We start from the raw sequence: 18,431 nt of genomic DNA on the forward strand, positions 1-18,431 counted from the left end.
GCAGGCCGGTTAGACTCCTGCCCATTCTGGTCAGGAACGCGCCCTGTGAATTCCATCTTCCTGCGTATCTACGCCGGCATGCTGGCCGCCCTGGTGCTGGTGGCACTGCTGGCGGTGGGCAGTCTTCAGCTGGTCAACGCGCTGCGCCACGACCACTACCGCGAGCGCCTGGCCCAGGGCTCGTTCCGGCTGATGGCCGACAACCTGGCCGGCATGGACGCGGTGGAGCGCACCCGCGCCATGGCGCTATGGGGGCGACTGTTGGGCACGCCGCTGCATCTGGAGAGCCTGGCCGACGTGCAGCTGGATAGCCGTGGCCGCACGCGCCTGCTGCGCGGTCAGGTGCTGGTCGAGCGGCTGAATCCTTCGCTGATCTACAGCCTGGTCAGCGAGAAGGAGCGTCTGGTGCTCACCGCGACCGTGGAGCAGGTCAGCGAGCAGCTGGCGCGCGCCACGCTGTTCCTGATCAGCGACGAGCTGCGCCGCTACCCGGCCCCCGAGCAGCGCCAGCGCCTGGCCGAGCTGGCGGAGGCCAAGGGCTTCGGCTACCCCGTGCACCTGCGCGCCATGGACCAGATGGAGCTGGACGCCGACCAGCGCCGGCGCCTGGTCGAGGGCGATACGGTGATGGCGCTGGCCAGGGGCGGCGACTCGATCCGCGTGATGGTCGGCCAGGTCGATACGCCGTGGATTCTGGAGATCGGCCCGCTGTACCCGCTCAATCCCTACCCGCCGCAACTGCTGGTGCTGTTCACCGTGCTCGGGCTGAGCCTGATCGGCCTGACCCTGTACGCCCTGGTGCGCCGCCTGGAATACCGCCTGCGCGGCCTGGAGGCGGCGGCCACGCGGATCGCCGCCGGCAAGCTGGAGGCGCGGGTGCCGGAAGGCGAGGGCGACTCGGTGGGGCGGCTGGCCGCGGCCTTCAATGCCATGGCCGAGCACGTGCAGCGGCTGATCAGCGTGCAGCGCGAGATGGTGCGCGCCGTCTCCCACGAGCTGCGCACGCCGGTGGCGCGTCTGCGCTTCGGCCTGGAGATGGTCGAGGACAGCGAGGACGCGGCGCAGCGGCGCAAGTACCTGGCCGGCATGGACCACGACATCCAGGAGCTGGACCGTCTGGTCGACGAGATGCTGGTCTACGCCCGTCTGGAGCAGGGCTCGCCGCAGCTGGATTTCCAGGACGTCGATCTGCCGGCGCTGCTGGAGCGGGTGATGGACGAGGCGTCGCCGCTGCGCGTCGAGGTGCGTCTGGAGCGCGGCGTCTGGCGCCCGGCGCCCGATGGCGGGCTGATTGAAGCGGAGCCGCGTTATCTGCAACGGGCGGTGCTCAACCTGGTCAGCAACGCCCTGCGCCATGCCGAGCGACGGGTGCGGGTGAACTACAGCATTGCCGGCGACGTCTGCCGGGTGGATGTCGAGGATGACGGCCCCGGCGTGCCCCGCGAGGCCTGGGAGCGCATCTTCACGCCCTTCCTGCGCCTGGATGACAGTCGCGCCCGTTCCCTGGGCGGCCACGGTCTGGGGTTGTCCATCGTGCGGCGCATCATCCACTGGCATGGCGGGCGCGCCTCGGTGGGCCGCAGCACGCTGGGCGGCGCCCGTTTCACGTTGACCTGGCCGCGCCGCCAGGCGCGAGCCTGAGCGCAGGCAGGAGATGACGCACCGCGGCGGGGCTGGTGTTACAAAAAAATGACGTCAATGCACCCGATTCGCTCAGGTGACGGCCAAGGGTGCCGATAACCCCGAAAGGCCTGGTGGAGTTCGGCCAGGAAAAAAGTGGTCCTGTTAGGGAGTTGTTGGCCATGTCCCCTTCGCGTCTGTCCATTGCCTGGAAAATCACCCTGCTGGCGGGGTTGTGCCTGGTGCTGATCGTTGCCGTGCTGATCGGCGCCTCGCTGCAGCAGACCCAGCGCAGTAGCGTGCTGGTCAAGGAGGCCGGCAGCGCCATGCTGCAGGAGGCGGCCGGCGAGCGCATCAGCGCCTATGGCCAGACCCAGGCACTGCGCATCCAGCGTCTGTTCATGGACACCTATCAGTACGGCAGCGGCATCCTCGGCCAGGTGCAGCTGATGCGCGAACAGTCCATTGCCCGCATGGACAGCGCGTTCGATTTGCGTGAAGACCTCGTTCGCCTGGCCGGTAACGCGCTGCAGAACAACGCGGACCTGTTCGGCCTCTACCTGGTCTTCGAGCCCGATGCGCTGGACGAGAAGGACGCGCTGTTCGCCGAGCGCGCCGAGTTCGGCGCCAACGAGACGGGGCGTTTCAGCATCTACTGGTCCCGCGACGGCGAGACGCTGGAGCACGAGACCATCAGCGAAGCGCTGATCAATGACGCCACGCCCGGCAAGAACGGCCTGCCCTACAACAGCTGGTACCGCTGTCCGCACGAGCGCCAGCGGGTGTGCGTGATCGATCCCTACCTGGACGCGGTGGACGGCAAGAACATCCTCATGACCTCGATTGCCTTCCCGCTGCTGCGCGACGGCAAGGTGGTCGGGGTGTTCGGCGTGGACATCAGCCTGAACCGCCTGCAGACGCTGGCCAGCTCCGCCAACCAGACGCTGTATGGCGGCCAGGGCCACATGGGCGTGATCAGTACCGCAGGCCTGCTGGCCGGCTACAGCGGCAACGCCGGGCTGCTCGGCGAGGGCTTCGCGACCGCCTATCCGGGCCATGATGACCTGCTGCAGCGCATCGCCCAGGGCCGGCCGCGGGTCAGCCAGTACGGCGAGATGCTGGAGGTCATGCACCCCTTCGCGCCCATCCCCGACAGCCCGTCGTGGTCGGTGCTGCTGGAGATTCCCCAGCGCATCGTGCAGGCCCCGGTGCTCGACCTGGAGCGTCAATTGGACCAGCGCCGGCTGAGCGACAGCCTGGTGTCGCTGATGCTCGGCCTGCTGGCCACCGGCGTCGGCCTGCTGCTGATCTGGCTGACCGCGCGCAGCGTGACCCGGCCGATCCTCGCCGTGGCGGACATGTTCAAGGACATCGCCAGCGGCGAGGGCGATCTGACCCGCCGCCTGGACTACGCGCGGCAGGACGAGCTGGGCACGCTGGTCGGCTGGTTCAACCGCTTCCTCGACAAGCTGCAGCCGATCATCGCCGAGGTGAAGCAGGCGGCGCAGGCGACCCGCGCCACCGCCGACCAGTCGCTGGCGCTGGCGTCGCAGACCAACGAGGGCATGCAGCGCCAGTTCCGCGAAGTGGACATGCTGGCCACCGCCGCCCAGGAAATGAGCGCCACCGCCCAGGACGTGGCCAGCAACGCCGCCAAGGCCGCCGAGGCCACCCGCGGCGCGGAGGAGGCCTCGCGCATGGGCCGCGAGGTGATTGCCCGCACCACCCGCGATTTCGAGACGCTGATGCGCGATCTGGATGGCGCCATGCAGCACATGAGCGGGCTGACCGCCAACAGCGAACAGATCGGCAGCGTGCTGGAGGTGATTCGCGGCATTGCCGAACAGACCAACCTGCTGGCGCTCAACGCTGCCATCGAGGCGGCCCGCGCTGGCGAGGCCGGACGCGGCTTCGCGGTGGTGGCCGACGAGGTGCGCGGCCTGGCCCAGCGCACCCAGGAGTCGGTGGGCGAGATCCAGTCGGTGATCGAGACCCTGCAGACCGATACCCGCGGCCTGGCCGGTTCGATGAAGGACAGCTTCGAACAGGCCCAGGAGAACGTCGGCCAGGTGGCCGAGGCGGTCACGGCGCTCGGTCGCATTGGCGAGGCGGTCGGCGTGATCCACGATATGACCCTGCAGATCGCCAGCGCCGCCGAGGAACAGAGTGCAGTGGCCGATGAGATCAGTCGCAACGTCGCCGGCGTACGCGGCGTGACCGAAACCCTCACCGGCCAGGCCGAGGAGTCGGCACGTATCAGCCAGACCCTCAACGGCCTGGCCAACCAGCAACAGGCGCTGATGGACCAGTTCAAGGCGTAGGCAGGTGACGCCGCGCTGCGACGGCGGCCAGGACCGCCGTCGGGCACCGCCGCGGTGTACCGGGGCGGCCGGGTTTGTGGGAGTGGCTCCCCTACAACGCCGCCAGCGTGTGGTACTCGTCCTGCGCCAGCTGGTCGGTCATGCCGCTGACGAAATCCTGTAGCAGCCGGCAGCGGTGGTAGAACTCCCACAGCGGCTCGCCGGCGCTTTCCTCCACCGCCGCCAGGTAGGCACGCAGTAGCTGGCTGGGCAGGCGGCGCGTGAGCATCTGCAAAAGCGGCGAACCGCATGGCCGGCCGGCGGCCAGCGCGCGAAACTCCTCGGCCCGCGCCCGCAGCAGTGGCGCGTAGAAATCCAGCAGTCCCTGCAGGATGCGATAACCCTGCAGATGCAGGGTCTCCACTTCCCGGTGGCAGAACACCTTGTCGGCGGCCACGCTCTTGAAGGTCTGCACGATGGCCGCCTCGGCACTGCCGTCCTCCAGCAGGGCGCGGTCCAGCGTGCCGGCATGCACGGCCTCGATCTGCGCGATGAACTGCGCGGCGGCGTGCTTCACCAGTGGGTGGATCATGTTCACCCGCAGCCAGATGAAGAACTCGTCGGTCGGGTTGACCGGCTCCTGGCCGGCGCGCTTGAGCGCGTAGTCCAGGCGCTGGCGGAAGGATTGCCCGCCATCCAGGGGCGACTCCGGGTCGGCCAGTTCCCGGTAGCGGGCCAGCAGCGCGGTTGCCAGCTGGTCGAGATCGAAGAAGCCCTTTTCCACCGAGTCCTCGATGTCCGCCAGGCAGTAGGCGATATCGTCGGCCGCTTCCATGATGTACACGGCCGGGTGACGTGTTCCCGGTGCGCGTCCCAGCGCCGCCCACAGGTCCTGGATGAAGGCCTGTTCGGACACATAGAAGCCGGGCTTCTTGTGCAGGTAGGCGCCAGGCGTGCCCCTGGGCGGACGGGGCGTGTCCGCACAGCGCACGTACTTGAGGATGGCGGCGGTCTGGCTGTAGGTGAGGTTCAGGCGCAGCAGGCGGAACACCAGGCGGATGCCCTGGGCGTTGCCCTCGAAGGTCTTCAGGTCGTGCAGCAGCCGGGCCACCCGCTCCTCTTGCGCAGCGGTGCCGGGCAGGGCAGCGTCCAGCAGGGTATCCAGGTTGCGCTCGAACCATTCGCCGATGGCGAACTCGCCGAAATGCCCGAACGGCGGATTGCCGATGTCATGCAGCAGGCAGGCCATCTCCACCAGGCTTTCCAGCACGGATTCCAGCCCGTCCAGCCCGTAGTCCGCCGCGCGCGAACCCAGCTGCTTGTACAGGGTGCGCACGATGAAACGACCGGTCTGCTGCACCTCCAGCGAATGAGTCAGGCGGCTGCGCACGGCGGCGTTGCGTTCCAGCGGGAACACCTGGGTCTTCTGCTGCAGGCGGCGCACCGCCGCGCTGTGCACAATGCGCCCCCGATCGCTTTCCAGCTGGTCGATCAGGTAGGCCAGGTCGTCGCTCGCTGCCCGGCGTTCGTAGGGGCGTTGGGCGGACAGCGTCTGGCGGAAGTCGGGCGCAGCGGGCATGGGCATCTCCGAAGGCAAGGCGGACGAACCGGTTGGTGGAGCGACGCCGGGACTCTACCATGCGCCCCTGACTGTTTTGAGCGGGACACTCAATGAACACTGCTACCCCTGTTTTCGGCGTCGGTGACGCGTCCTACCAGGCCGCCGGCGGCCAGGCCGGCCTGCGGCGCCTGGTCGAGGATTTCTATCGGGCGATGGACACGCTGCCCGAAGCCGCCTGCGTGCGGCAGCTGTACCCCGAGTCGCTGGAGCTGGCCAAGGACAAGCTGGCGACCTTCCTGAGCGGTTGGCTGGGCGGGCCGAGGGAATATGCGGCGCGCTTCGGGCCGATCAGCATCCCGGCGTTCCACACGCGCTGGCGGGTCGGTGAAGAGGAGCGGGAAGCCTGGCTGGCCTGCATGGCCTGGGCCATTGCGCGGCAGGATTATGCGCCGGCTTTCGCAGAGTACCTGCTGACCCAGTTGCGGGTACCGGCCGAGCGGGTGCACCAGGCCAGTCTGGCGGCTCGCGGCGAGCAGCCCTGAACCAAAAAGGGCCGACGATTTGTCGGCCCTCTCGATCACTTCACCAGCAGCACCGGCACCGGCACTTCATGCACCACGCGGGTGGCGACCGAGCCCATCAGCAGGCCGGAGAAGTTGCCCAGGCCCCGGGTGCCCATCACCACGGTGTCGCAGCTCAGCTTCTCGACGGCCAGGCCGATCTGCTCGGGGATGTTGCCCTGTGCGGTGTGGCGGCTATGGGTGATGCCGGCGGCCTGCAGCTGCGCGGCCGGCCAGTCGAGCAGGTGCTGGGCCTGGCTGGTTGCCGACTGCTCCATGCGCTCGATGAGCTCACCGGTCACGTATTCGCCGTAAACGATGGGCGGCTGCTGCACGTTGAGCAGATGCACGTTCAGCGTGGCCGAATGTTCGCGCGCGAAGTCGATCAGGTACTGGACTGCCCGCTTGGAACTGTCCGACCCGTCGAATGCCACCAGTACGTTGCGCATTATTCCGTCTCCTGTTGTGTCTATAGGCACAGGATAGTCCAGCGGCCTGTCCGACCGTGAGCGCGGGCTGGGCATGGCCGCGTGTCGATTTGCCGCAGGGAGGCTTTCGCAACCGCTCTGGGAGGCCTCTATGAACCGCCACTACTACATCAGCGACACCCTCGATGAGCTGGAGCTCCTGGAACGGGAGCTGGAAACCAGCGGCATTCCCACGGAGCAGATCCACGTGCTCAGCGAGCAGGACGCAGAGCTCGAGCGGCACCGGGTGCATGGCGTGCCCTCGGTGATGAAGACCGACGTGTTCAACCTGGGCTGGCGCGGCGCGCTGGTCGGCCTGGCGCTCGCCGTGCTGGTGCTGCTGGTGGCCTGGTGGGCCGGCTGGACCGCCACCCGCGCCGGCTGGGCGCCGTTCGTGTTCCTGGCGCTGGTGCTGTTCGGTTTCTCGGTGTGGGAGAGCGGTTTCTTCGGTTTCCAGCGGCGCAACCAGCATTTTCAGGCCCTGCAGAAAACCCTGGAGGAGGGTCGCCATGTGCTGTTCGTCGACGTGGAGCCGGAGCAGGAGGTGCCCCTGCGCGTGGTGATGGCGCGCCACGCCGGATTGCGCGAGGCCGGCACCGGCCCGGCACTGCCGCACTGGCTGAGCGCCGGCCAACAACGTCTGAACCGCTTGCGCAAGATGATCTGAAGACGGATTGACGCCGCCGGCCGAGAGACGTCAACTAGAGCCGCCGCCCCCCGCCCGGGCGGCGGTTTCCGTCACCTGATCGAGCACTGCGCATGAGCACCAGCAAATCGAACATTCCCTACAGCCAGCGCGAGCAGGGCTACCGGGAAAAGGCCCTGAAGATGTACCCCTGGGTGTGCGGCCGCTGCGCCCGCGAATTCTCCGGCAAGCGCCTGAGCGAGCTGACGGTCCATCACAAGGACCACAACCACGACAACAACCCCGAGGACGGCTCGAACTGGGAGCTGCTCTGCCTGTACTGCCACGACAACGAGCACTCGCGCTATACCGACAACCAGTACTTCGCCGAGGCCACCCCGGGCGGCGACAAGGGTCCGAAGGAAACCTTCAAGGCCTTCGCCGGACTGGCGGATCTGCTGAAGAAGTAACTCACGCCAGCCTGTGCGCGTAACGGCGGACAGGAACGGCGTTGTCCGCCCTACGTAGCGGCGTCGGCCGCGATGACCACGGCGGAACACCAAACCATGGATTGTCCCCGCGTGGCCTCGATCGGCGGCCCGATAAAGCGCGGAGCGCCCTACGTTCATGAATTAATTTCGTGTTGCTCAATAGAATCTTGAGTTTGTTTCAGCTTTCCAGCGCGCCGAGAATGCCGGCCACGGTTACTGGAGAGCACAGATGGCTATTGCCCACACCCTCGGATTCCCCCGCATCGGCCGCGACCGCGAGCTGAAGAAAGCCCTCGAAGCCTACTGGAAGGGCGCGCTGGACGCGGCCGGCCTGCGCCAGGTCGGCCGCCAGCTGCGCGCCGAACACTGGCAACTGCAGAAGGACGCCGGCATCGACCTGCTGCCGGTCGGCGATTTCGCCTGGTACGACCAGGTGCTCACCCATTCGCTGATGTTCGGCGTGGTCCCCGAGCGCTTCCGCCCCCACGATGGCGGCCTGCCGAGCCTGGACACCCTGTTCGCCATGGCGCGCGGTGTCAGCGGCGGCTGCTGCGGCGGCGCCCATGCCCAGGAAATGACCAAGTGGTTCGACAGCAACTACCACTACCTGGTCCCCGAGTTCACCGCCGACCAGACGTTCCGGCTGAGCTGGGAGCAGCTGTTCGAGGAAGTCGCCGAAGCCCGTGCGCTGGGCCATGCGGTCAAGCCGGTGATCATCGGCCCGCTGACCTATCTGTGGCTGGGCAAGTGCAAGGGCGGCGACTTCGAGCGCCTCGACCTGCTGGAACGCCTGCTGCCAGTGTATGGAGAAATCCTCCAGCGCCTGAAGACGCTGGGCGTGGACTGGGTACAGATCGACGAGCCGATCCTCGGCCTCGACCTGCCGCAGGCCTGGAAGGCCGGCTTCGAGCGTGCCTACAACCTGCTGCAGCGCGAGCCCGGCAAGAAGCTGATCGCCACCTACTTCGCCGGCCTGGAGGACAACCTGGCGCTGGCCGCTGGCCTGCCGGTGGATGGCCTGCACGTGGACCTGGTACGCGCTCCCGAGCAGTTCCCGGTGGTGCTCGACTGGCTGCCGGCCTACAAGGTGCTGTCGCTGGGCGTGGTCGATGGCCGCAACGTCTGGCGCACCGATCTCGACAAGGCCCTGGCCGTGCTTGAGCAGGCGCAGGCGCGCCTGGGCGAGCGGCTGTGGGTGGGCTCTTCCTGTTCGCTGCTGCACAGCCCGGTCGATCTGGCCCGCGAGGATCGGCTGGATGCCGAGCTGAAGGGCTGGCTGGCCTTCGCCGTGCAGAAATGTGCGGAGATCGCCGTGCTGGCCGAGGCCCTGCGTGATCCGCAGTCGGCGCGCGTGCAACAGGCGCTGGCCGACAGCCGCGCCGTGCAAGCGGCGCGCGCGGCCTCGCCACGCATCCACGATCCGGCGGTGCAGGCGCGTCTGGCGGCCATCCGCCCCGAGGACAGCCGGCGCCAGTCGCCGTTCGCCTGGCGCATCGCCGCGCAGCGCGAGCACCTGGGACTGCCGCTGTTCCCGACCACCACCATCGGCTCCTTCCCGCAGACCGCCGAAATCCGCCAGGCACGCCAGGCCTTCAGGCAGGGGACGTTACCGGCGGCCGAGTATGCCGCAGCCATGCGCGCCGAGATCCGCCACGCGGTGCGGGTGCAGGAACAGCTGGGACTGGACGTGCTGGTGCACGGCGAGGCCGAGCGCAACGACATGGTCGAGTACTTCGCCGAGCAGCTGGACGGCTACGCCTTCACCCGCTTCGGCTGGGTGCAGAGCTACGGTTCGCGCTGCGTGAAGCCGGCGATCATCTACGGCGATATCAGCCGGCCGCGGCCGATGACCGTGGAATGGATCCGCTACGCCCAGGAGCAGACCGCCAAGGTGATGAAGGGCATGCTGACCGGCCCGGTGACCATGCTGATGTGGTCGTTCCCGCGCGACGACATATCCCGCGAACAGCAGGCGCGCCAACTGGCGCTGGCGATCCGCGACGAGGTGTGCGATCTGGAGGCCGCCGGCATCCGCGTCATCCAGATCGACGAGGCGGCCTTCCGCGAAGGCCTGCCGCTGCGCAAGGCCCGCTGGCAGGCCTACCTGGACTGGGCCGCCGAGGCCTTCCGGCTGACCGCCAGCGGCGTGGGCGACGAGACGCAGATCCACACCCACATGTGCTACAGCGAGTTCAACGATGTGATCGCTTCCATCGCTGCGATGGACGCCGATGTCATCACCATCGAGACCTCGCGCTCGCAGATGGAACTGCTGGAGGCGTTCCGCGCCTTCGACTATCCGAACGAGATCGGCCCGGGCGTGTACGACATCCACTCGCCCCGGGTGCCGACCGTCGAGGAGATGGTCGCGCTGCTGGGCAAGGCCGCCGAGCGCATTCCGGTCGAGCGGCTGTGGGTCAACCCGGACTGCGGCCTGAAGACCCGCGGCTGGCCCGAGACCGAGGCCGCGCTGGTGAACATGGTGGCGGCGGCGCGCCGGCTGCGTGAGCGGCACGCGGGCTGAGGCTGGCGGGTGGATCCCGACCGATGCGTAGGGTGGACAACCTCTTGCTTGTCCACCAGCGGCCCCGCACGTGATCTCAATCCGTAGGGTGGAAAACTCGCGTAGCGATTTTCCACCGGCCCGGGCTGCGTGCGCACCGGCGGCAGACAAGGCTTCGCCGTTGTCTACCCTACGGCTCAGCCGCGTAGGGTGGACAACGGTTTTCTTGTCCACCGCTGGCAGCGCATGTCCGGTCAGCGCATCCTCAACGGCTCCCGCTGCAGGTAGGCCTCCAGCCCCGCGTGCTGTTCCGGGTCGAGGAACAGCCCCAGCTTGCTGCGCCGCCAGAGGATGTCCTCGGCGGTTTGCGCCCATTCCTCGCGACGCAGGTAGTCCACTTCCCGGGCGTACAGGTTGGCACCGAAGTGTTCGCCCAGATCGCCCAGCCCCGTTGCGCTGCCCAGCAAGCACCAGCTGCGGCTGCCGTAGCTGACCGCCCAGCGCCGGGCCAGGTCGGTTGGCAGCCAGGGCGCCTGGTCGAGCAGTTGCGCGGCCAGGCGCTGCGGGTCGCTCATCTCTTCGCCGCCCGGCAATGGCGCGCCGGCGGTCCAGCGCGGGCCCATGTCTCGCAGCCAGGGCTTGAGCAGCTCCAGGGCCGACTCGGCCAGGCGCCGGTAGGTGGTCAGCTTGCCGCCGAACACCGAGAGCAACGGAGCCTGATCAGCCGCGCCGTGCAGCTCGAGGAAATAGTCGCGGGTCACCGCCGACGGGTCGCCGGACTCGTCGTCGAGCAGCGGACGCACGCCGGAAAAGCTGTGCAGGATGTCGTCGCGCTCCACCGGCTGGCGGAAATGCCGGTTCACCACGTCCAGCAGGTACTCGGTTTCCTGCTCGCTGATGCGCACCTGCTCGGGGTCGCCGTGGTACTCGCGGTCGGTGGTGCCGATCAGGCTGAAACGCTCCAGCCAGGGGATGACGAAGACGATGCGCCGGTCCTCGTTCTGCAGGATGTAGGCCTGCTCGCCGGGGTACAGGCGCGGCACCACGATATGGCTGCCCTGCACCAGGCGCACGCCGTGGCGTGGCTGGCGATGCAAGCCGTCGCGAAGGAAATCCGCCACCCAGGGGCCGCAGGCATTGACCAGCGCGCGGGCGCGCACCACCGAACGGCTTCCGTCGACGCGCTGCAGTTCCAGATACCAGAGGCCATCGCGGACCTGGGCGGACAGGCAGCGGGTGCGGGTGTCCAACCGGGCGCCGCGCTCGCGGGCGGCCATCGCGTTGAGCACCACCAGGCGGGCGTCGTCCACCCAGCAGTCGGCGTACTCGAAGCCCCGGGTCATGTCCGGGCGCAGCGGACTGTCGGCGCCCAGACGCAGGGCGCGCGAGCCGGGCAGGGTGCGCCGGCGGCCCAGGTGGTCGTAGCAGAACAGACCGAAGCGGATCATCCAGGCCGGGCGCAGGTGCGGGCGGTGCGGGAGGATGAAGCGCAGCGGCTTGATGATGTGCGGCGCCTTGGCCAGCAGCACTTCGCGTTCGGCCAGCGCTTCGCGCACCAGGCGGAACTCCCGGTGTTCCAGGTAGCGCAGGCCGCCATGGATCAGTTTGCTGCTCGCCGAGGAGGTGTGGCTGGCCAGGTCGTGCTGTTCGCAGAGGTAGACCTTCAGGCCGCGTCCGGCGGCGTCGGCGGCAATGCCGACACCGTTGATGCCACCGCCGATCACGGCCAGGTCGTAGGGGTCTTCGCAGGGTTCGTTCATGCCACGCTCAAGGGCCAGGATTGCCGGAACACTGTAGCGCTGGCGCGCGGCGGCCGCTAACGTAGCCTTTCGTCGATCCCTGCACAGCAAAGCACCATGACTCCAGCCATCGATCAGCTCAAGAAAGCCCGCGTCGAGCACCGCGTCCTCAGCTACGAACACGATCCCAAGTCGCCGTCCTACGGTCTGGAGGCGGCGGAGAAGCTCGGCCTGGCGCCGGAACGGGTGTTCAAGACCCTGCTGGCGGCTACCGAGAAGAACGAGCTGCTGGTGGCGGTGGTGCCGGTGGCCGGCAGCCTCGACCTCAAGGCGCTGGCCCAGGCGGCCGGCGTGAAGAAGGTGGACATGGCCGACCCGGCCGCCGCGCAGCGCGCCACCGGCTATCTGGTCGGCGGCATCAGCCCGCTGGGACAGAAGAAGCGCCTGCGTACGTTCATCGACGCATCGGCCCGCCAGCAGCCCTCCATCCATGTCAGCGCCGGGCGGCGCGGGCTGGAGGTGGAGCTGAGCGCCGAGGCGCTGGCGCAGCAGACCCAGGCGACGTTCGCCCCCATCGGCCGTGGATAACGGAGTCTTCATGAGCGACTACCTCCTCGCCATCGACCAGGGCACCACCAGTAGCCGGGCGATCATCTTTTCGGCCAGCGGCGGCGCGGTGGCCAGCGCGCAGCAGGAATTCGCCCAGCATTTCCCGCGGGACGGCTGGGTCGAGCATGCCGCCGAGGACCTGTGGGACAGCACGCTCGCCGTGTGCCGCCAGGCGCTGGCCAACGGCGGGCTGCGGGCGGCGGACATCCGCGCCGTCGGCATCACCAACCAGCGTGAGACCACCCTGGTGTGGGACGCCGCCACCGGTGAAGCCATCTACCCGGCCATCGTCTGGCAGGACCGGCGCACCGCCGATTACTGCGCCGAGCTCAAGGCCGCCGGCCATGAGGCGGACGTGGCGGCGCGCACCGGGCTGCTGATCGATCCGTATTTTTCGGCCACCAAGCTGCGCTGGATCCTCGACAACGTGCCGGGCGCCCGCGCGCGCGCCGCGCGCGACGAGCTGCGCTTTGGCACCGTGGACAGCTTCCTGCTCTGGCGCCTGACCGGCGGCCGGGCGCACCGCACCGACGCCAGCAACGCGGCGCGCACGCTGCTGTTCAACATCCACACCCAGCGGTGGGACGAGACGCTGCTGGCGCTGTTCGACATCCCCGCCAGCCTGCTGCCCGAGGTGCTGGATTGCGCGGCGGACTTCGGCGAGACCGACGCCCACTGGCTGGGCGCGGCGCTGCCGGTGCTGGGCATGGCCGGCGACCAGCAGGCCGCGCTGATCGGTCAGGCCTGCTTCGCGCCGGGCATGGTGAAGAGCACCTACGGCACCGGTTGCTTCCTGATCCAGAACACCGGCGCCGAGCCGCTGATCTCGCGCAACCGCCTGCTGACCACCGTGGCCTACCGGCTGAACGGCGAAACGACCTATGCGGTAGAGGGCAGCATCTTCGTCGCCGGCGCCGCCCTGCAGTGGCTGCGCGATGGCCTGCGGCTGATCGAGCACGCCCACGAGAGCGAAGCGCTGGCCCTGCAGGCCGGCGACGCCGGCGGCGTGTACCTGGTGCCGGCCTTCACCGGCCTGGGCGCGCCCTACTGGGACCCGAAGGCGCGCGGCGCGATCTTCGGCCTGACCCGCGACACCGGCATCAAGGAAATCGTCACCGCCGGCCTGGAAGCGGTGTGCTACCAGACCCGCGACCTGCTCGAAGCCATGGGCCAGGACGGCGCCGCGCCGCTCAGCGCGCTGCGCGTGGATGGCGGCATGGTGGTCAACAACTGGCTGGTGCAGTTTCTCGCCGACATCCTCGGCGTGCCGGTCGAGCGCCCGCAGGTCAACGAGACCACCGCGCTGGGCGCCGCCTATCTGGCGGGCCTGCAGGCCGGGCTGTATCGCGACCTGGACGAGGTCGCCGGCCACTGGCAACAGCAGCGGCGCTTCGAGCCGTGCATGCCGGCGCAGCGTCGCGAGGCACTCTATGCCGGCTGGCTGAGCGCGGTGCGCCGGGTGCGCAGCGAAGCGTCATGAACGATTGGAGAATGCGATGAAGACACTGCCGTTCCACCAGGTCGACGCCTTCAGCGACCGTCCGTTCGCCGGTAACCCGGCGATCGTCTACCGCCTCGATGCCTGGCTGCCTGACGCGCGCATGCAGCAGATCGCCGCCGAGCACAACCTGGCGGAAACCGCGTTCGTGGTGCGCGAGGGGCAGGGCTGGCGGATTCGCTGGTTCACGCCCCAGGAGGAGGTGCCGCTGTGCGGCCACGCCACCCTGGCGGCGGCCAAGGTGCTGTTCGACGCCTACCAGGAGCCGGGTGACTGCCTGAGCCTGCAGAGCCAGTCCGGCGAGCTGCGCGTGCGGAGGCTCGGCGAGCGGCTGGAACTGGATTTCCCGGCGCTGGCCGGTGAGCCGATTACCGCGCCGGCCGGGCTGGCCAAGGCGCTGGGCCACGAACCCGAGACGGTGCTGTCCGGTCGCGACAGCCTGCTGGTGGTGCTGGCCGACGAGACCGCCGTGCGCACCTGCGCGCCCGACCTGAAGGCGCTGGCGGCGCTGCCCTGGCTCGGGGTGATCGTCACTGCGCGCGGGACTGATCACGATGTGGTGTCGCGTTACTTCGCGCCGGCCATCGGCATCGACGAAGACCCGGTCACCGGTGCCGCGCACTGCATGCTGGTGCCCTACTGGGCGCAGCGCCTGGGCCGTGCCGAATTGCGCGCGTACCAGTGCTCGCAGCGCGGCGGTGAACTCTTGTGCCGGGTGGAAGGCGAGCGCGTGCGCCTGGCCGGGCATGCGGTGCTGGTCAGTCGGGGCGAATTGCTGGTGGGCTGAAATACAGAAAGCGGCCCGAGGGCCGCCTTTCCGATGGTTCAGCTGGCGCTGCTGTAGCGCCGTACACCGGCGTTTGGCAGCGTGGCATTGGCTGCGATGCTGCCCTGGGCTGGGAACAGCACCAGGTGGTCGGCGCTGACCTGGATGCCCACGGTTTCGCCGGGCAAATGGTCGATGTGGCTCGGGAAGATGGCTTCCAGCTGGGTGCCGGTGGGCAGTTGCAGGCGGTACAGCGTCGAAGCGCCCAGGAAGGTCTTGCCGGTGATGCGCACCTGGAGGTCGCTGTCCGGCGCGTAGACCAGGTCGTCGGGGCGCAGCAGTACGTCCACGGCACTGCCGCTTGGCCAGCTGTAGGCACGGTTGCCGTGGATATCGCCGAGTTCGGTACGCACCGATTCCGGGTCCTGCAACTGTCCGCGAATGAAATAGCCCTGGCCGACGAAGCTGGCCACGAAGGGCGTCAGTGGCTCGTGGTAGAGGTTGTAGGGGGTATCCCACTGCTCCAGGCGACCGTCACGGAACACGCCCACCTGATCGCTGACGGCGAAGGCTTCTTCCTGGTCGTGGGTAACCAGGATGGCGCTGGTGCCGCGCGCCTTGAGGATGTCGCGCACCTCGCGGCTGAGACTGCGGCGTAGCTCCACGTCCAGGTTGGAGAAGGGCTCGTCGAGCAGCAGCAGGCGCGGCTCCGGAGCCAGGGCGCGGGCCAGCGCGACGCGTTGTTGCTGGCCACCGGAGAGTTCGTGCGGGTAACGCTTGCCCAGGTGGCCAAGCTTGACCAGATCGAGCAGCTCGCCGGTGATGCGCTCGCGCTCGGGGTGCTTGCGGATGCCGAAGGCGACGTTCTCCGCCACGGTCAGGTGCGGGAACAGCGCGTAGTCCTGGAAGACCATGCCGATGCGGCGCGCCTCCGGCGCCAGGGTGAAGCCGGCGCGGGAGATCACCTCGCCGGCCAGGCGGATCTCGCCGTGGCTGACCGGTTCGAAGCCGGCGATGGCGCGCAGGGTAGTGGTCTTGCCGCAGCCCGAGGGGCCGAGCAGGCAACCGATGTCACCGGCGTTCAGGTGCAGGTTGAGCTCCTGGACGATCATCTGGCCCTGATAACCGCAGGCCAGGTTGTGCAGCTGAAGCAGCAGTTTGGACGTCATGCGTTCTTGGTGTAGCCGGGGGCGACGAGGAATTCGAGCAGCGCCTTCTGGGCGTGCAGACGGTTTTCGGCCTGGTCCCAGGCCAGCGAGCGCGGGTCATCCAGCAGGTCGTGGCTGATTTCCTCGCCACGGTGCGCCGGCAGGCAGTGCAGGAAGATCACGCCCGGGTCGGCCAGATCGAGCAATGCGCGACTGACCTGGTAACCCTTGAAGCTCGCCAGGCGTGCCTGGGCTTCTTCTTCGTGGCCCATGGAGGCCCAGACGTCGGTGCTCACCAGGTGGGCGCCGGCCACCGCCGCACGCGGGTCGCGCAGCAGGGTCACGCGGTCGCCGGCCTTGGCCAGCAGCTCGGCGCTCGGCTCGTAGCCCTCCGGGCAGGCGATGCGCAGCTGGAAGTCGAACTGGATGGCCGCCTCGATATAGGAGTTGCACATGTTGTTGCCATCGCCGATCCAGGCCACCGTCTTGCCGGCGATGCTGCCGCGCTGTTCCAGGTAGGTCTGCATGTCGGCCAGCAGCTGGCAGGGGTGCAGCTCATCGGACAGGCCGTTGATCACCGGCACCTGGGAATGGGCGGCGAAGTTGGTCAGGGTGCCGTGGGCGTAGGTGCGGATCATGATGGCGTCGAGCATGCGCGACATGACGATGGCGGTGTCGCTGATCGGTTCGCCGCGACCCAGCTGGGTGTCGCGCGGCGAGAGGAACAGGCTTTGGCCGCCGAGCTGGATCATGCCGGCTTCGAAGGAGACCCGGGTACGGGTCGAGGCCTTCTCGAAGATCATGCCCAGTACGCGATTCTTCAGGGGTTCGTAGAGGATGCCGCGATTGCGCAGGTCCTTCAGCTCGATGGCTCGTCGCAGTAGCCCGTTGAGCTCCGCGGGGGTGCAGTCCATCAGCGAGAGAAAGTGCCGTACGCTCATTGTCGTTACCTTGATCACGTTGTCAGGCCCTGTGGCGAAAGAAAATAAGCGCCAACGTCAGAGGAGGGACCTGCTAGAAGGTCGCCGAGGGCGACGAAATGGAAAGGGCCGGATGTTATCGGGAAATGTCGCAATGGCGCAAATTGCCCGGTGTCCGGCGCCGCAAGCAGCATAGGTGATGGGCGTCGGGAGGGTGCGTAAAGAAGCCTGAGCGCAGGACTAGGCTTTCCGTTACAATGCCGCGCAAATGCCGGCCCGGGGGCCGGCAGGTCATTTGTAGCCGAGGTGCCCCTCATGGATATCATCGAAACCATCAAAGAGCAGATCGCCAACAACACCATCCTGCTGTACATGAAGGGCTCGCCCAATGCCCCGCAGTGCGGCTTCTCCGCCCGTGCCGCCCAGGCCGTGATGGGCTGCGGCGAGAAATTCGCCTACGTGGACATCCTGCAGAACCCGGAAATCCGCGCCGAGCTGCCCAAGTACGCCAACTGGCCGACCTTCCCGCAGCTGTGGGTCAACGGCGAACTGGTCGGTGGCAGCGACATCATGCTGGAGATGTTCGAGAAGGGTGAGCTGCAGACCCTGATCAAGGAAGCCGCGGCGGCCCGCAAGGACGCCTGATCCGGCCTCTGAACAAAAAGCCCCGGCACTGCCGGGGCTTTTTCGTTGCGGACGGGAGAATTACTCGTCCATCTGCGATTGCAGGTAGTTTTCCAGGCCGACGGCCTTGATCAGGCCCAACTGGGTTTCTAGCCAGTCGACGTGTTCTTCCTCGGACTCGAGGATGTCTTCCAGCAGCTCGCGGCTGCCGTAGTCGCCGACCTGTTCGCAATAGGCGATGGCGGCGCGCAGGTCCTGCAGGCCCATCTGTTCCAGGCGCAGGTCGCATTCGAGCATTTCCTTGGTGTTCTCGCCGATCAGCAGCTTGCCGAGGTCCTGCAGGTTGGGCAGGCCTTCGAGAAACAGGATGCGCTTGATCAGCTTGTCGGCATGCTTCATCTCGTCGATGGATTCATCGTACTCATGCTTGCCGAGCTTGTTCAGGCCCCAGTCCTCGTACATCCGCGCGTGCAGGAAGTACTGGTTGATGGCCACCAGTTCGTTGCCAAGGATCTTGTTGAGGTGCTGGATGACCTGAGTATCGCCTTTCATGATGCTCCGCCTGAGAGGAAATGCGTGTTGGCGAGTCTGGCCGCAGTGTCCCCGGGTGTCAAACCTAAGCCCTTGATGGCAAACGGAATGAAAAGGCGTCTCGCCTACGGTTTTAGCCAGGCTGCGAAGGGGCTTGCTGCATGGCGCAGGCATGAAAAAGCCGGGCGACTGCCCGGCTCGGGAATTCGACGGATCGATTCAGGCCGGAGAGAACAGGGCCACGCCGCCCAGCATTGCGGCCTGGCCGGCCTGCACTTCGCTCAAGGTCTCGCGCACCACCTGCTTGGCCACACAGGCGCATTTGCCGCACTGGGTACCCACGCCCAGGTTCTCGCGCACCTCCCGGTAGCTGCAGCAGCCTTCGTAGATCGCGTCGCGGATGTGGTTGTCGGTGACACCTCGGCAAAGACAGACGTACATGGCGGGGGCTCGTCGCACTGAAATCGGG

Annotated in this window: 17 protein-coding genes; 10 read left to right on the plus strand and 7 right to left on the minus strand. The window is 67.8% G+C overall.

The window, feature by feature from the left end:
• The first annotated feature begins 45 nt into the window (after positions 1–45).
• Positions 46–1,641 (plus strand): ATP-binding protein, encoded by a 1,596-nt coding sequence (locus SF06_RS01945; RefSeq protein WP_039559651.1) that lies wholly within the window; start codon positions 46–48, stop codon positions 1,639–1,641.
• Positions 1,642–1,802: 161 nt separating this feature from the next.
• Positions 1,803–3,941: a methyl-accepting chemotaxis protein gene (locus tag SF06_RS01950; protein WP_039559652.1), complete on the plus strand. Its 2,139-nt coding sequence runs from the start codon at positions 1,803–1,805 to the stop codon at positions 3,939–3,941.
• A 91-nt stretch (positions 3,942–4,032) separates the two neighbouring features.
• Here the strand turns inward: SF06_RS01950 and dgt are convergent, their stop codons facing one another.
• On the minus strand, positions 4,033–5,499 hold the full coding sequence (gene dgt, locus SF06_RS01955; RefSeq protein WP_039559654.1) for a dGTPase: 1,467 nt from the start codon (positions 5,497–5,499) through the stop codon (positions 4,033–4,035).
• Positions 5,500–5,591: 92 nt separating this feature from the next.
• Between dgt and SF06_RS01960 the strand changes: the two genes are divergently transcribed.
• The gene (locus SF06_RS01960) at positions 5,592–6,023 is read left to right on the plus strand and encodes a group II truncated hemoglobin (RefSeq protein ID WP_027591646.1); all 432 of its coding nucleotides are present in this window, start codon (positions 5,592–5,594) and stop codon (positions 6,021–6,023) included.
• A 35-nt stretch (positions 6,024–6,058) separates the two neighbouring features.
• Here SF06_RS01960 and SF06_RS01965 read toward each other — a convergent pair whose 3' ends face one another.
• Positions 6,059–6,490, minus strand: a complete 432-nt coding sequence (locus tag SF06_RS01965; protein WP_027591647.1) for a universal stress protein — start codon at positions 6,488–6,490, stop codon at positions 6,059–6,061.
• A gap of 130 nt (positions 6,491–6,620) precedes the next feature.
• On the opposite strand from SF06_RS01965, the gene SF06_RS01970 reads away from it, so the two are divergent.
• The 3 genes from SF06_RS01970 to metE all read left to right on the plus strand — a co-directional run bounded on the left by SF06_RS01970 (position 6,621) and on the right by metE (position 10,148).
• Positions 6,621–7,175, plus strand: a complete 555-nt coding sequence (locus SF06_RS01970; RefSeq protein WP_027591648.1) for an O-antigen ligase family protein — start codon at positions 6,621–6,623, stop codon at positions 7,173–7,175.
• Between the two features lie 92 nt (positions 7,176–7,267).
• Entirely contained in the window at positions 7,268–7,603 is a 336-nt protein-coding gene (locus tag SF06_RS01975) for a YajD family HNH nuclease (protein WP_027591649.1), read from the plus strand.
• A gap of 250 nt (positions 7,604–7,853) precedes the next feature.
• Positions 7,854–10,148, plus strand: a complete 2,295-nt coding sequence (metE, locus tag SF06_RS01980; RefSeq protein WP_039559655.1) for a 5-methyltetrahydropteroyltriglutamate--homocysteine S-methyltransferase — start codon at positions 7,854–7,856, stop codon at positions 10,146–10,148.
• Positions 10,149–10,381: 233 nt separating this feature from the next.
• On the opposite strand, the gene glpD is transcribed toward metE, so the two are convergent.
• Positions 10,382–11,887, minus strand: a complete 1,506-nt coding sequence (gene glpD / locus SF06_RS01985; protein WP_039559656.1) for a glycerol-3-phosphate dehydrogenase — start codon at positions 11,885–11,887, stop codon at positions 10,382–10,384.
• Positions 11,888–11,983: 96 nt separating this feature from the next.
• Here glpD and ybaK point away from each other — a divergent pair, with 96 nt between their 5' ends.
• Genes ybaK through SF06_RS02000 form a run of 3 tightly spaced genes read left to right on the plus strand, consistent with a single transcriptional unit; the run spans position 11,984 to position 14,760 of the window.
• Positions 11,984–12,454, plus strand: a complete 471-nt coding sequence (ybaK, locus tag SF06_RS01990; protein ID WP_039559657.1) for a Cys-tRNA(Pro) deacylase — start codon at positions 11,984–11,986, stop codon at positions 12,452–12,454.
• A gap of 10 nt (positions 12,455–12,464) precedes the next feature.
• Entirely contained in the window at positions 12,465–13,955 is a 1,491-nt protein-coding gene (gene glpK / locus SF06_RS01995) for a glycerol kinase GlpK (protein WP_039559658.1), read from the plus strand.
• A 16-nt stretch (positions 13,956–13,971) separates the two neighbouring features.
• A complete protein-coding gene (locus SF06_RS02000; protein WP_039559659.1) occupies positions 13,972–14,760 on the plus strand; it encodes a PhzF family phenazine biosynthesis protein in 789 nt (262 codons plus the stop codon).
• 38 nt (positions 14,761–14,798) lie between these two features.
• On the opposite strand, the gene SF06_RS02005 is transcribed toward SF06_RS02000, so the two are convergent.
• Together SF06_RS02005 and argF are read right to left on the minus strand one after the other, a co-directional pair.
• Entirely contained in the window at positions 14,799–15,908 is a 1,110-nt protein-coding gene (locus tag SF06_RS02005; protein ID WP_027591077.1) for an ABC transporter ATP-binding protein, read from the minus strand.
• Positions 15,905–16,828, minus strand: coding sequence for an ornithine carbamoyltransferase (gene argF / locus SF06_RS02010; RefSeq protein ID WP_027591076.1), 924 nt, complete (start codon positions 16,826–16,828; stop codon positions 15,905–15,907). Before argF ends, SF06_RS02005 begins: the two co-directional genes overlap by 4 nt.
• Positions 16,829–17,122: 294 nt before the next feature.
• Here argF and grxD point away from each other — a divergent pair, with 294 nt between their 5' ends.
• A complete protein-coding gene (grxD, locus tag SF06_RS02015; protein WP_027591075.1) occupies positions 17,123–17,452 on the plus strand; it encodes a Grx4 family monothiol glutaredoxin in 330 nt (109 codons plus the stop codon).
• 60 nt (positions 17,453–17,512) lie between these two features.
• On the opposite strand, the gene bfr is transcribed toward grxD, so the two are convergent.
• The gene (gene bfr / locus SF06_RS02020; RefSeq protein WP_027591074.1) at positions 17,513–17,983 is read right to left on the minus strand and encodes a bacterioferritin; all 471 of its coding nucleotides are present in this window, start codon (positions 17,981–17,983) and stop codon (positions 17,513–17,515) included.
• 198 nt (positions 17,984–18,181) lie between these two features.
• On the minus strand, positions 18,182–18,403 hold the full coding sequence (locus tag SF06_RS02025) for a bacterioferritin-associated ferredoxin (protein WP_027591073.1): 222 nt from the start codon (positions 18,401–18,403) through the stop codon (positions 18,182–18,184).
• Positions 18,404–18,431 lie beyond the last annotated feature (28 nt).

Origin of the sequence: Pseudomonas flexibilis (assembly GCF_000802425.1) — a bacterium.
In the GTDB taxonomy this organism is placed as follows: Bacteria; Pseudomonadota; Gammaproteobacteria; order Pseudomonadales; family Pseudomonadaceae; genus Serpens; species Serpens flexibilis.